Source organism: Arthrobacter sp. efr-133-TYG-120, assembly GCF_030209785.1.
Classification (GTDB): Bacteria; Actinomycetota; Actinomycetes; order Actinomycetales; family Micrococcaceae; genus Arthrobacter.
On record NZ_JARVRI010000018.1, the window covers coordinates 91243 to 103785 of the forward strand.

The window sequence follows — 12543 nt, forward strand, 5'->3', positions numbered from 1 at the left end:
TCATGCACACCAGAACACTTGGCCAGGACCTCAAGGTCTCCGCGATCGGGCTCGGCGCGATGGGCATGTCCCAGAGCTACGGACCCAATCCCGGCGATCGCGATGAGATGGTCGCCGTGCTGCGATCGGCAGTCGACGAGGGCGTGACGTTTTTCGACACGGCAGAGGTCTACGGGCCGTACGTCAACGAAGAGCTCGTCGGCGAGGCGCTTGAGCCGATTCGCGACCGGGTCGTCATCGCCACCAAATTCGGCTGGGACATCCGGGACAACAGGATGGCGGGCCTGAACAGCCGGCCAGAGCAAATCCGCTGCGTCGCAAACGAGTCCCTACGCCGCTTGCGCACGGACGTGATCGATTTGTTCTATCAGCACCGCGTCGACCCGGCCGTGCCGATTGAGGATGTCGCTGGCACGGTCGGCGAGCTCATCGCCGAAGGCAAGGTTAAGCATTTCGGCCTCTCCGAGGCCTCCGCGGCCACGATCCGCCGCGCTCACGCCGTGCACCCGGTCACCGCGGTCCAGAGCGAGTATTCGCTCTGGACACGGGACCCTGAGACAGAGGTGCTGCCGACGCTGATGGAGCTCGGCATCGGATTCGTCCCCTTCAGTCCGCTCGGCAAGGGCTTCCTCACAGGCACCATCAACTCGGCGACGGCTTTCACCGAGGGCGATATCCGCAACCGTGTCCCGCGGTTCGAGGCGGAGAACCTCTCAGCGAACCAGAAGCTCGTCGACCACGTAAAGGGCCTCGCCGAGGCGAAGGGCGCGACGCCGGGCCAGGTCGCCCTTGCCTGGTTGCTCGCGCAGCAACCAGGGATCGTGCCGATTCCCGGCACCCGACGCACCGAGCGCATACAGGAGAACGCAGCAGCCACTCAGCTCGCGCTCTCCGCGGACGAGCGCTCCGACCTCGACAGCCTCGCCCGGCGCCTCGGCGTCCGCGGAGACCGCTACAACCCCGAGCACATGGCGTACGTCAATCACTGATCACAACATAAGGAAAAGCAGAATGACTGACAACAACTTCACACAGATCTTCCCTCTCGGGGAGAAGAACGACGCCTACGCCCAGTACTTCATTGGCCAGAGCTACCTGGCCCCGCTCGCCGGCGGGATCGTGCCGGTCAGCAACGTCTCTTTCGAGCCGGGATGCCGCAACAACTGGCATATCCACCACGGCACCGATGGGGGAGGCGATCAAATCCTGATCTGCACTGCGGGCAGCGGCTGGTACCAGGCAGAGGGCACCGAGCCGATCAGCCTGGAGCCGGGAGCGGTGATCCGTGTGCCGGCCGGCACGAAGCATTGGCATGGGGCGAAGGAATACTCGTGGTTCTCCCACGTCGCCTTCATCACCCCGGGTGAGAACGTCAGCAACGAATGGCTCGAGCCCGTCACCGACGAAGTGTACGCCCAGCTGCCGAAGAACGAAGAAGGCGCATGAGCATTCTGAACGAGAGCTACACACTAGCCAACGGCGTCGAGATTCCCAAGCTGGGCCTCGGCACCTGGTTCATCGACGACGACAAAGCTGCTGACGCGGTGAAGGCCGCGATCGAGATCGGCTACCGCAACATCGACACAGCTCAGGCCTACGGCAACGAGCGCGGTGTGGGCGAAGGGATCCGCACCAGCAGTGTCGCTCGTGAAGAGCTGTTCGTCTCGACCAAGCTGGCTGCGGAAATCAAGGACTATGACGGTGCGGTGGCAGCGATCGATGGGTCGCTGGAGAAGCTCGGGCTCGAGTACATCGACCTGATGCTCATCCATTCTCCGCAGCCGTGGGACGACTTTCGCGGCGGGGACTACGCAGACGGGAACCGTCAGGCATGGCGTGCCCTGGAAGCCGCCTACCGAGCCGGCAAGGTCCGTTCCATCGGGGTGTCGAACTTCCTGGAATCCGACCTGGACACCATCCTGTCCACCGCGACCGTGGTCCCGCAGGTGAACCAGCTCCTGGTCCACGCGGGCAACACGCCGGCGGACCTGCTGGCCTACTGCGTGAGCAAGGGCATCCTTGTCCAGGCATACTCGCCGATTGCCCACGGGGAGATGCTGAAGAACACCGAGGTGCGGGCGATGGCAGGGAGATACGGGGTGACGGTGCCGCAGCTGTGCATCCGGTACACGCTGCAGCTGGGCACGGTGTCGCTGCCGAAGACCGCCAACCCCGAGCACATGCGCTCCAACGCCGAAGTCGACTTCGTCATCGCCGATGACGACATGGCCGCGCTGCGCGAGCTGCAAGACATGGACTACGGCGAGCACACCGCTTTCCCGGTCTACGGCGGCAAGCGACACGGGAGGACGATGAAGGATGACGGCTTGGACTCCGCAGCAGCTTGAGGAGATCGGCTCGACCGACGACTTCCACATCTCGCCCTACCGTGATGACGGCACGACTCCGGGCACACCGACCTGGATCTGGTCTGTCGTCGTCGAGGGTGACGTGTACGTTCGCGCGTACAACGGGCCCGCATCCCGCTGGCACAGCTCAGCGATGACGCAGGGGGCTGGGCGCATCCGCGCCGGCGGCATCGACGCTGAAGTTGCGTTCACCCCGGTGGACGGCGAGATCAACGACCGCATCGACGCAGCCTATGCGAAGAAATACGCAGGCAGCCCGTATCTACCGCCGATGACCTCAACGAGGACTCGCGCGGCGACAGTGCGCGTCGACCCGAGGTAGGGCTCCCTCCCTCCGACCGCTGATCGAGCTGGGCAGTCCGGCGTCGACGACGCCCGGCTCAATCAGAGGCACACGGCCGTCCGAGAAGACCTCGATCAGCTTGCCGGTTTCCTTTTCGTGAGCTGGTCGAGGAATACCCCGATGAGGTAACGGAGCCAAGCAGGTTCGTGCCGATCACGACGCCTTGCACCCTTTGCGGCCGGTCATGAGGGACACCCGATCGGTGAGGTCAATGCGTCCCGCGATCGATCCGATGGCCGCTTCGCTTGACGTGACTCATATCACCTGACATGATGGTTGCTGGTTCTTTCGAGACCTGGGTATGTAACTCGCTTCGGGCGAGGCAAGGCTCAAGCTCTGCGACCTTCATCGGTCAACCGGCTTGGGCCTTTATCGTGCCCCGAAACAGGATCACCTGAAACAGCTCAAGCCGCGTTGCCTCACACCTCCGCCCAATGAAGGGCGGATCTGAGAACGCGAGGAAATCATGAGCAAGCAATACGCTCCCTTAGCCGCAGACATCGTGCGGCTGGTTGGCGGCAAAGCCAACATCACCGAGGCCTACCACTGCCAGACCCGGCTTCGTTTCGCCCTCAAGGACGAGTCCGCCGTCGCGCTGGACGAACTGAACGCCACTGAAGGCATCGCAAAAACCCTCTCCAAGGGCGGAGTTTTCCAAGTGGTGGTCGGCATGCACGTCAAGGACGTGTTTGACGAAGTGGAGCGCGAGCTCGGCGATCTGTCTGCCAACGCCAAGGACGACGACGGCCCAGCCAAGGGCAAGCGCAAAAACGTGGGCAGCGCGGTCATCGAGTTCGTCTCCAGCGTCTTCCAGCCCCTCATCCCGGCTCTGTCCGGCGCTGGTATGGTCAAGGCCCTCCTGGCCCTGCTGGTCGTCCTGAAGGTAGTGAACACCGGCTCCCAGACCTACGTGCTGGTGAACCTCTTCGCAGATGCGGTGTTCTACTTCCTGCCCGTGCTCCTGGCGTTCAGCGCGGCACAGAAGCTGAAAATCAGCCCCATCCTGGCCGCCGCGGTCGCCGCCATGATGCTGCACCCCAATTGGGTGGCCCTGGTGACAAAGAAAGAGCCGGTCAGCTTCTTCGAGATCCTACCCTTCCCGCTGGTGAACTACTCAGGTGCGGTCATCCCGATCATCCTGGTCATCTTCGCCCAATACTACGTGGAGCGCAGTCTCACCCGGGTAATCCCGAAGTCCGTGAACCTCGTGTTCGTCCCCATGCTGACCTTCCTCATCATGGGCACTCTGGCCCTCGGCGTCCTGGGCCCGATCGGCAGCATCCTCAGCGGCTACCTGGGCTCGTTCTTCACCTTCCTCAGCACCAACGCCGCCTGGGCACCGGCCCTGTTGGTCGGTGCGACCCTTCCGGTGATGGTCATGTTCGGCCTGCACAACGGCATCGCGCCCCTCGGTGTCGTCCAGCTGGCCCAGACGGGCAAGGAGAGCATCTTCGGCCCGGGCGCCCTGGTCTCCAACATCGCCATGGGTGCAGCGTCCCTGGTCGTCGCTTTCCGAACCAAGGACAAGAAGACGCGTCAGATTGCCACCGCGGGCGGCATCACCGGCCTGATGGGCATCACCGAACCGATCCTCTACGGTGTGGCTCTGCCCAAGCGGTACCCGCTGATCGCGGCCATGATCGGTGGCGGCGCGGGCGGCCTGTACGCTGGCCTGTCCCAGGCGCACCGTTTCGCCACCGGATCCTCCGGCCTGCCTGCCGTGCTCCTCTACATCGGTGACAACACGCTGGTGAACATGATCAACATCATCATTGCCTTGGTCATCTCCGCGGTGGTCTCCGCCGTGCTGACCTTCATCCTCTCGTTCAAGTTCGAAAAGTCCGCCGGCGAAGCAACTGCGGCAGCGGACGACGCCGTCGCCGCACCGTCCGGCCGCCGCTCGTCCGTTGCCGAGAGCGCCGTCGTCGCCAGCGGTGCGGGTGGCATGGCCACGCTGGTGCGTGCCGAGACCGTGGAGCTCGCGGCCCCTTGCGCCGGCTCCGTGGTGCCGCTTGCCGAGGTCAGTGACCCGGTGTTCGCTTCCGGAGCCATGGGCCCCGGCATCGCCGTGGAGCCGACCGAGAGCGTCATTGTCTCCCCGGTGAGCGGCACGATCGCTGTCGCCATGAAGACCGGCCACGCCTTCGGCATCAAGACCGACGACGGCGTGGAGGTGCTGGTGCACGTCGGCATCGACACGGTGACCATGAAGGGTGAGGGCTTCCACGGCGCGCTGGAACGCGGAACCCGTGTGGAGGCCGGTCAGCCGCTCGTCACGGCCGATCTGGGCGCCATCCGTGCCGCCGGTCACCCGGCCACCGTGCTGGTGGTGGTGACCAACGGTCCCAAGGACGCGCCGGTGGAGCAGCTCGAAGGCGGCTCCGTGGTGGCAGGCGCGGCGATCGCCGCCGTCGGACGCTGAGGAACGGGATAACCATGCAGCATGAGCAATTGACGCCGTTCCCTGGGGACTTCCTCTGGGGAGCCTCGACCTCCGCCTATCAGGTGGAGGGCGGCTGGGACGCCGACGGCAAGGGCCCGTCCGTGATCGACATCCATATGCACCGGCCGGACGGTGTCACGGACTTCACGGTGGCCTCTGACCATTACTACCGCTACGCCGAGGACGTAGAACTGTTCGCCGAACTCGGCTTGAACTCATACCGCTTCTCCATCGCCTGGACCCGGATCATCCCGGACGGCGACGGCGAGGTGAACCCGGCCGGCGTCGCGCACTACCACCGGGTGATCGACGCGCTCCTGGCCAAGGGTATCGAGCCGGTCGTGACCATGTACCACTTCGACCTCCCCGCGGCGCTGGATTCCAAGGGTGGCTGGTCGGAGCGGGCCACCATCGATGCCTTCGAACGCTACGCCCGGATCCTGTTCGAAGAGTACGGCTCCAAGGTGAAATTCTGGCTCACCATCAATGAGCAGAACATGATGATCCTGCATGGCCGGGCCATCGGGACCACGGGCCGCAGCGGCCAGGTGGGAGGTAAGGAGCTCTACCAGCAGAACCACCACATGTTCCTAGCCCAGGCCCGGGCCATGGTGCTCTGCCACGAGCTCCTGCCGGAAGCGAAGATCGGCCCCGCGCCGAACATCGTCTCCGTCTACCCGGCCACGAGCGCACCGGAGGACATCATCGCGGCCGATGACTGGGATGCCATCCGCAACCTGCTCTACGTGGACCTGTCCGTGCGGGGCACTTACCACAACCTGGCCTGGGCCTACTTGAAATCGAAGGGCTGGGAGCCGGAGATCCTGGACGGGGACCTCGAGTTGCTGGCCGCCGCGAAGCCGGACTTCCTCGCGTTCAATTACTACTCCACCCAGACCGTGGGTGCGTCCCGCGGGGATTCCTCGGACATCCAGGTACGGGGCGGGGACCAGCAGATCGTACGCGGCGAGGTGGGACTCTACCGAGCGGTGAAGAACGAACATCTGCCCGTCAACGCCTTCGGCTGGGAGATCGACCCGGTGGGCTTCCGCACCACCATGCGCCGCCTCTGGGACCGGTACCAGCTGCCGCTCATCATCACTGAGAACGGCCTGGGTGCCTTGGACGAGCTGGTGGACGGCCGGGTCCGGGATGACTACCGGATCGAGTTCCTGAAGCTACACCTGGAACAGATCCGCCTGGCCATCAGCGACGGCGTGGACGTGTTCGGCTACTGCCCCTGGACTGCGATCGACGTGATCTCGACCCATCAGGGCATCTCCAAGCGGTACGGGTTCATCTATGTGGACCGCACGGAGGACGATCTGAAGGAACTGGCCCGGGTACGGAAGGACAGCTTCTTCTGGTACCAGGACGTCATCGCCACCGGCGGTGAGTCACTGTCCTTCTGAGGACGGGCCCGCGGTGCGGGCACCAGTGGTGCGGGGCATCCTGCCCCGCACCACCCCGTGAACTGTTGATGGAAGGAACGGTGAGACGTGCAAGTCAAGCGCGTGCTCAACAACAACGCGGTCCTGGCGATCGATGACGACGGCAACGACCTTGTGGTGATCGGACGGGGCCTCGGCCACGGCCGCAGACCGGGTGATGAAATCTCCCGCGAAGTGGCAGACCAGGTCTTCGTCGCGGCGGAGAACGCCAATGTGGAGCGGCTTGCCCGCTTCCTGGATGACATCCCCTTGGACTGCCTGAATGCAGCCGGCGAGGTCGCGGCGCTGGCGGGGGAGCGGCTCGACCTGCGGGTCAGCCAAGCCCTGGTGGTACCGCTCGCTGACCATCTCAGCTTCGCCGTCGAACGGCTGCAGGCGGGGATCCCGGCGCAGTTCCCGCTGGCCTGGGAGGTCTCCCAGCTGTACCCGAAGGAGCTCTCCACGGGACGCGAGGCGTTGGGCCTGGTGGAGGCGTCCCTGGGCGTGAGACTGCACGACGACGAAGCAGTCGCCTTGGCCATGCACTTCGTGAACGCCCAGTTCGCCACCCCCGGCATGGAGAAGGCCATGCAGATGACCGGTGTCATCGCGCAGGCGTTCGCGCTGGTGGACAAGACCTTCGGCTTCACCGTGGACCAGCAGTCCATGAACGCAGCGCGCTTCGTCACCCATCTGCGATACCTGTTCAGCCGAGTCGCCTCAGGCAAACAGATCTCTGAGAAGTCCTCCGTACTCGTGGACGCGATCATCCAGAGCCACGCCGAGGCCGTCGTCTGCGCCGCCAAGATCCAGTACCTACTGGAAATGGGACTGGACACGAGCCTCACCCGGGACGAGGTCGCCTACCTGGCGTTGCACGTGGCCCGCCTCGTTGCGGATGTGAACGAATACCGCTGAAACCGCGATGCGTCTCGCGCTCCAGGGCCGGGCAGCATGCCCGCAGAGCCATAGTCGCGGCACGGTGCACTGACGCCGTCACAATCCTCTCTCAACCAACCGACAGCATTGACGCCCGCTGGGCACTGTTGAGCCGAACAGACGAAAGAGAACTTCAATGAAAGCAACAGCTCTGAAAACTGCAGGAACCACAGGGTTCCAGGGAGTCGGAGTCAATCCGGGCCGCGTCATCGCCACCGTCAAGCACATGCCGGGGCCGTTGGCGGAGCCGGCCACCGGTGATGCCCTGCCCGTCGGGACGGACCCGGCGGAGGCCATCGCTGGCCTGAAGGCCGCGGCGCTGGCGGTGCATGACGAGCTGAAGGATCGCGCCTCCCGGGCCAGTGAGGACGGCAAGGCTGTGCTGGAGGCCACGGCCCTGATGGCCAAGGACGCCATGCTTCTGAAGGCCGCCGGGAAGCTGATCACGGCCGGCACCGGCGTGGAACGCGCCGTGTGGGAGGCCGCCGAGGGCGTGGCCGCCCAGTTCAAGGCCCTGGGCGGGTACATGGCCGAACGCGCCACTGATGTACTGGACGTGCGCGCCCGCATCGTCGCTCAGCTGCGCGGCGCCCCCGCCCCGGGCATCCCCAGCTCCGCTACCCCGTTCATCCTCCTGGCCGAGGACCTCGCCCCGGCCGATACCGCCACCCTGGACACCACCGTGGTCCTGGCCCTGGCCACTTCCGGCGGCGGACCCCAGTCCCACACCGCCATCATCGCCCGCTCCCTCGGCCTGCCTGCCGTCGTCGCGGCAGCGGGCATCGAGGCGATCGACGACGGCGTGGAGGTGTACGTTGACGGCGCTGCCGGTGTCGTCGTCCCGGAACCGGGGGAGCCGGAGCGGGAATCGGCCGCGAAGTGGGCGGTCAGTGCCGCGACCCTGGCTTCCTTCGATGGCACGGGTACGACGGCGGATGGTCACCCGGTGCCGTTGCTGGCCAATGTGGGCAACGCAAAGGACGCTGAGGCGTCCGCGGGCATGGGCGCGCAGGGCGTGGGCTTGTTTCGCACCGAGTTCTGCTTCCTGGAGCGGGACACCGAGCCGTCGGTGGCCGAGCAGGCCGACGCCTACCGAGCCGTGTTCGCGGCTTTCCCGGGGAAGAAGGTGGTGGTCCGCACCCTGGACGCCGGGGCGGACAAGCCCCTGCCGTTCCTGACCGATTCCACAGAGCCGAATCCCGCCTTGGGCGTCCGCGGCTACCGCACCGACTGGACCACCCCGGGCGTGCTGGATCGCCAACTCTCCGCGATTGCGCGGGCGGCCGCTGACTCCGAGGCGGTCGTGTGGGTCATGGCCCCGATGATCGCCACCCGGCCCGAGGCCGCGCACTTCGCCAGCCTGTGTGCCGCCGCGGGGCTGAAGACGCCGGGCGTCATGGTGGAGGTCCCCTCCGCCGCGCTGACCGCCGGAAGTGTCCTTAAGGAAGTCGAGTTCGCGTCCCTGGGCACGAACGACCTCACCCAGTACGCCATGGCCGCGGACCGCATGCTCGGCCCCCTCGCCGGGCTCAACGACCCGTGGCAGCCGGCCGTTCTGCGCCTGGTGCAGCTGACCGTCGAGGGTGCGAAGACCGCTGGGGACAAGGCCGTGGGCGTCTGCGGCGAGTCCGCTGCGGACCCGGCCCTCGCCGTCGTCCTCACAGGCCTTGGCGTGAACACGCTCTCCATGACGGCCCGCTCGCTCGCAGCCGTGGGCGCGGTGCTGAAGACCGTCACCCTGGCCGAGGCGCAGGAGGTGGCGGCCCTGGCGGTGGGAGCCGCCACAGCTGCGGAAGGCCGCGACTCCGTGCGGGCCCGCCTGCCGATCCTGGCCGAACTGGGCCTGTAGAAGCACCCTGGATTTCACCCGACCCTCATCGATCCCCATTCTGAAGGAGAACCCCATGACCGAACTCAAAGCCGAAGTCGCCAGCCGCTCCGGTCTGCACGCCCGTCCCGCGGCAATCTTCGCCGAAGCCGCCGCTGAACTGGACGTCGAGGTCACTATCGCCATGGACGGCACCCCTGAGGACGAAGCCATGGACGCCTCGAGCATCCTGTCCCTCATGACCTTGGGCGCCGGCAACGGCGACACGGTGGTGCTGCGCGCCGAGGGCGCTGGCGCCGAAGAGGCCCTGGACAAGCTCGCAGCCCTGGTTGAAACCGACCTGGACGCCTTCTGACGATTTCCGGAAGAGACAATGTCCGCCCGGCAGGTCAGTCGGCTGATGAGGCGTTGTGGATTGTCGTGGCGAAGTCCAGGAGGGTGGTGCTGAGGGTGGGGAGTTCGCTGGGGTGGAGGCCGTATTTGGTGAATTCGGTGGTGGGGAGTGTCCGGTGCCTGGCGATGGCGGCGGCGAAGGTTGGCAGGTCCAGGGTCGGGTCCCGGCGTTGGCAGAGGGTGATCAGTTGCTGGTGGGTGAAGCGGCGGCTGGTGATGATGGAGTAGGCGTCGAGCTAGTCGCGGGCGTATCCGCGTGAGTAGACGACGAGCAGTTTGGATGCGACGGAGTCTTTCAGAGACAGGATCGGTCCGATGTCGATGATGGCGGGGGAGTTCTCCCACCAGTCCAGTCCGAGATCGATGACGACGGCTTCTTCGTTGTGTCCTACGGTGACGCTGGCGAACTCCTCCTAGTGTCGGGTGATCTTGACGGTGTATCCGGCGGCTTCGAGGCGGCTGTCATTTTCTGTACCGATGCGGCGAAGGTTGCCGGGGTGTGGCGTCGGTGGAGGGCGAAGAGGTCGATGTCGTCCGAGAGGCGTTCGGTGATGCCGTGTTCAATGAGGGCCTGGCCGCCGGCGAGGAGGAAGCCGTCGGCGGCCAGGGCGCCGAGGGCGATTTTGGCTGCTACGCGCTGAGCGTCGTCCATGATGGGTGTTCCTTCGCTTCGCGGGTGGCGGGAAGCTGGGGGAAGGTGTTTTCCCAGAGCTGCCTGCACCGTGAGGGAAGGATCATGGTAGGCCACAGGGCCGTCTGCCGTGCCGGGTGGACGATGCGGCAGATTTCCTCGATGGATCCCGAATTCTGCAGGGTGAGTTGGTACAGCGCCGAACAGCTGCCGTCGTCATCCACGGTGTAGCTTCTTTCCGGTCCCCAGTCCAGATGGAGCGGGAGTTCCACGGTTCCGGCGGCAGGGCCGTGCAGGTCGTTGAACGCGTTCGGGACCAGGTACGCGAGGGAGTCGGCGATGGTGTGCCGGTGCTCGACCGGGGCCGGGACGTACTCGCGGAGCCGGATGCGGATGAGTTCAGACACGGAGGTGCCTTCCCGCAGGGCTTTGCGGTGGGCTTCGTTCCACAGGTCATCACTCACGCGGATCGTGTGCCGTGGCGTGCCTGCCGACATGGCGCGCTCCTTTCAGAGGGCTTGACCTTTACGGTCAAGTCTACGCGGTGTCATGACACCCGAAAGAGGCTGTTATGACAGGGTGAGAGGCGGCTGTTCGGCGTCGCGAGGTTGGCCCAAGCTGTGATGGCAGAGCGAGGAAACGGCCGAAGGGCCGCCGTATTCTCATCGCTGGCTTTTAGAAAATACCTGTATCCGGGTAGGATACAAGCATGTCCACCGTGTTGACGGATGAGCTCATCCAGAAGGTGAAAGTTGCTGGCGAGGCGGCCAATAGGGCGCGTCGGGAGATGGTTGCGGCTTCGGATAGCCGCGCTGAAGCTGTCTTTTCTTTGTGGGTCGAGGGCATGACGGTTCGGGGGATCGCCAAGGCGACGGCTGTCAGTCCTTCGGTGAGTCAGCGCCTGTTGGAGAAGGCCCGGGCCGGCCGGCCGGCGTTTGAACGGCGGGAGGAACGGGTGTCGTATGAGTTGCACCGGGCCGTTGCCGAGAAGTTGCGTGTCGATCCTCAGGCTGTGCTGGCTAAGGCGGGGGTGAACCTCGCCCGTCTTGCGGCAAGGTCCCGGGGCTCCTTTGCCGAGGGGTGGGTGAGTGAATGGTCGGCGTTGCTCGCCGGCCCGGTCGAGAACCTTATTGAGGTGATGCTCCGCCCGGACGAGCGGTCGATCGACCTGCGCCAGATGACGCCCTTCGCCGGAGTCCTGACAGATGAGGAGAGGCTCTTGGCCATTCACAAGGCGACGCGGCATGGATCGTAGCCAGTTGGAGCACGCCATTCGGGCTGCGACGGAAATCATCCGGCACGACACCGTCGTGATCATCGGCAGCCAGGCAATCCTGGGGTCATTCACGGAGGACGAGTTGCCGCTCGAGGCGACGATGTCCGAGGAAGTCGACGTCGCTCCGATGGAGGACGATGATGCCCAGTCGTTGGCGACCGAGCTGGACGCGGCCATCGGTGAGATGTCGTTCTTCCACGAAACACACGGGTTTTATGTCCAAGGCGTCGGCATGGACACTGCGGTGCTGCCCGAGGGCTGGACGGACAGGCTTGTGAGGGTCAATAACGCCAACACCAATGGCCGGACCGGACTCTGCCTTGAACCGCACGACCTATGTGCGGCCAAGCTCATCGCCGGCCGGGCCAAGGACCGCGTCTTCGTGAACGCCCTCCTTGAGCATGGGCTGGTCGATGCGGACACGATTGCCGTGCGGCTTGAAACCGTACGTGGTGACGACATTCGCCGGGACCGGGCCCTGGCATGGGTCCGCAGTTCCGCCGGCCGCTGACAATCAGGCAACCACGCCCTCCTCATCCCCGAGGGCGGCCTGCGACGGAGCCCCCCGCCGTTTGAGCTCCAACCCGTTCGCTCGGTTCCACGGCCCACGGTGACGTTGTCGTGCAGACTGCAAGGTCATGGGCGCTCCTGCACTTTGGGTCTATGAGATGTACGAAGGAGGATCGCCGTGACCAGATTCGTGCCGACACATCTGTCGCGGACGGATGCATCGAGGACGAGTTGGCCTGATGCCGTTGCAACGGACGATAGAGCGACTGCCGCTTCTCCTAAAACGAGGGCGGCAGTCGCTCGGCGTTATACAAATTCTGTCCGAAAGGGGGTGTTGACAGTGTCAACACTTTTGCCGTCGGACTGCGTCGTACATCGGCC

Annotated in this window: 13 protein-coding genes; 11 read left to right on the plus strand and 2 right to left on the minus strand. The window is 65.2% G+C overall.

The window, feature by feature from the left end:
- The first annotated feature begins 2 nt into the window (after positions 1-2).
- From QRN51_RS12500 to QRN51_RS12540, 9 genes are all read left to right on the plus strand, one after another.
- Positions 3-989 carry an aldo/keto reductase gene (locus QRN51_RS12500; protein WP_284990172.1) on the plus strand — a complete coding sequence of 329 codons (987 nt, stop codon included), beginning with the start codon at positions 3-5 and terminating at the stop codon, positions 987-989.
- 22 nt (positions 990-1011) lie between these two features.
- On the plus strand, positions 1012-1446 hold the full coding sequence (locus QRN51_RS12505) for a cupin domain-containing protein (protein ID WP_284990173.1): 435 nt from the start codon (positions 1012-1014) through the stop codon (positions 1444-1446).
- On the plus strand, positions 1443-2348 hold the full coding sequence (locus QRN51_RS12510; RefSeq protein ID WP_284990174.1) for an aldo/keto reductase: 906 nt from the start codon (positions 1443-1445) through the stop codon (positions 2346-2348). The genes QRN51_RS12505 and QRN51_RS12510 overlap by 4 nt, the downstream gene beginning before the upstream one ends.
- Positions 2320-2691 (plus strand): DUF2255 family protein, encoded by a 372-nt coding sequence (locus QRN51_RS12515; protein WP_059389075.1) that lies wholly within the window; start codon positions 2320-2322, stop codon positions 2689-2691. Before QRN51_RS12510 ends, QRN51_RS12515 begins: the two co-directional genes overlap by 29 nt.
- Before the next feature lie 487 nt (positions 2692-3178).
- Positions 3179-5134 (plus strand): beta-glucoside-specific PTS transporter subunit IIABC, encoded by a 1956-nt coding sequence (locus QRN51_RS12520; RefSeq protein WP_284990176.1) that lies wholly within the window; start codon positions 3179-3181, stop codon positions 5132-5134.
- 14 nt (positions 5135-5148) lie between these two features.
- Positions 5149-6567: a glycoside hydrolase family 1 protein gene (locus QRN51_RS12525; protein WP_284990177.1), complete on the plus strand. Its 1419-nt coding sequence runs from the start codon at positions 5149-5151 to the stop codon at positions 6565-6567.
- An 87-nt stretch (positions 6568-6654) separates the two neighbouring features.
- Positions 6655-7503, plus strand: coding sequence for a PRD domain-containing protein (locus tag QRN51_RS12530; RefSeq protein ID WP_284990178.1), 849 nt, complete (start codon positions 6655-6657; stop codon positions 7501-7503).
- Between the two features lie 157 nt (positions 7504-7660).
- Entirely contained in the window at positions 7661-9373 is a 1713-nt protein-coding gene (locus QRN51_RS12535) for a phosphoenolpyruvate--protein phosphotransferase (protein ID WP_284990179.1), read from the plus strand.
- 55 nt (positions 9374-9428) lie between these two features.
- Positions 9429-9707: an HPr family phosphocarrier protein gene (locus tag QRN51_RS12540; protein ID WP_284990180.1), complete on the plus strand. Its 279-nt coding sequence runs from the start codon at positions 9429-9431 to the stop codon at positions 9705-9707.
- A 426-nt stretch (positions 9708-10133) separates the two neighbouring features.
- On the opposite strand, the gene QRN51_RS12545 is transcribed toward QRN51_RS12540, so the two are convergent.
- Entirely contained in the window at positions 10134-10397 is a 264-nt protein-coding gene (locus QRN51_RS12545; RefSeq protein WP_284990181.1) for a hypothetical protein, read from the minus strand.
- Positions 10376-10873: a hypothetical protein gene (locus tag QRN51_RS12550; protein ID WP_284990182.1), complete on the minus strand. Its 498-nt coding sequence runs from the start codon at positions 10871-10873 to the stop codon at positions 10376-10378. Before QRN51_RS12550 ends, QRN51_RS12545 begins: the two co-directional genes overlap by 22 nt.
- A 212-nt stretch (positions 10874-11085) precedes the next feature.
- On the opposite strand from QRN51_RS12550, the gene QRN51_RS12555 reads away from it, so the two are divergent.
- Together QRN51_RS12555 and QRN51_RS12560 are read left to right on the plus strand one after the other, a co-directional pair.
- Entirely contained in the window at positions 11086-11631 is a 546-nt protein-coding gene (locus QRN51_RS12555; protein ID WP_284990184.1) for a hypothetical protein, read from the plus strand.
- Positions 11621-12163, plus strand: a complete 543-nt coding sequence (locus QRN51_RS12560; RefSeq protein WP_284990185.1) for a DUF6036 family nucleotidyltransferase — start codon at positions 11621-11623, stop codon at positions 12161-12163. The genes QRN51_RS12555 and QRN51_RS12560 overlap by 11 nt, the downstream gene beginning before the upstream one ends.
- Positions 12164-12543: the final 380 nt, after the last annotated feature.

Bases quoted from the DNA above. Each gene is read 5' to 3' on its own strand.
- QRN51_RS12535 (WP_284990179.1), top strand. From the start codon at position 7,661: ATGAAAGCAACAGCTCTGAAAACTGCAGGAACCACAGGGTTCCAGGGA.
- QRN51_RS12560 (WP_284990185.1), top strand. From the start codon at position 11,621: ATGGATCGTAGCCAGTTGGAGCACGCCATTCGGGCTGCGACGGAAATC.
- QRN51_RS12500 (WP_284990172.1), top strand. From the start codon at position 3: ATGCACACCAGAACACTTGGCCAGGACCTCAAGGTCTCCGCGATCGGG.
- QRN51_RS12520 (WP_284990176.1), top strand. From the start codon at position 3,179: ATGAGCAAGCAATACGCTCCCTTAGCCGCAGACATCGTGCGGCTGGTT.
- QRN51_RS12525 (WP_284990177.1), top strand. From the start codon at position 5,149: ATGCAGCATGAGCAATTGACGCCGTTCCCTGGGGACTTCCTCTGGGGA.
- QRN51_RS12555 (WP_284990184.1), top strand. From the start codon at position 11,086: ATGTCCACCGTGTTGACGGATGAGCTCATCCAGAAGGTGAAAGTTGCT.
- QRN51_RS12510 (WP_284990174.1), top strand. From the start codon at position 1,443: ATGAGCATTCTGAACGAGAGCTACACACTAGCCAACGGCGTCGAGATT.
- QRN51_RS12515 (WP_059389075.1), top strand. From the start codon at position 2,320: ATGACGGCTTGGACTCCGCAGCAGCTTGAGGAGATCGGCTCGACCGAC.
- QRN51_RS12545 (WP_284990181.1), bottom strand. From the start codon at position 10,397: ATGGACGACGCTCAGCGCGTAGCAGCCAAAATCGCCCTCGGCGCCCTG.
- QRN51_RS12540 (WP_284990180.1), top strand. From the start codon at position 9,429: ATGACCGAACTCAAAGCCGAAGTCGCCAGCCGCTCCGGTCTGCACGCC.
- QRN51_RS12505 (WP_284990173.1), top strand. From the start codon at position 1,012: ATGACTGACAACAACTTCACACAGATCTTCCCTCTCGGGGAGAAGAAC.
- QRN51_RS12550 (WP_284990182.1), bottom strand. From the start codon at position 10,873: ATGTCGGCAGGCACGCCACGGCACACGATCCGCGTGAGTGATGACCTG.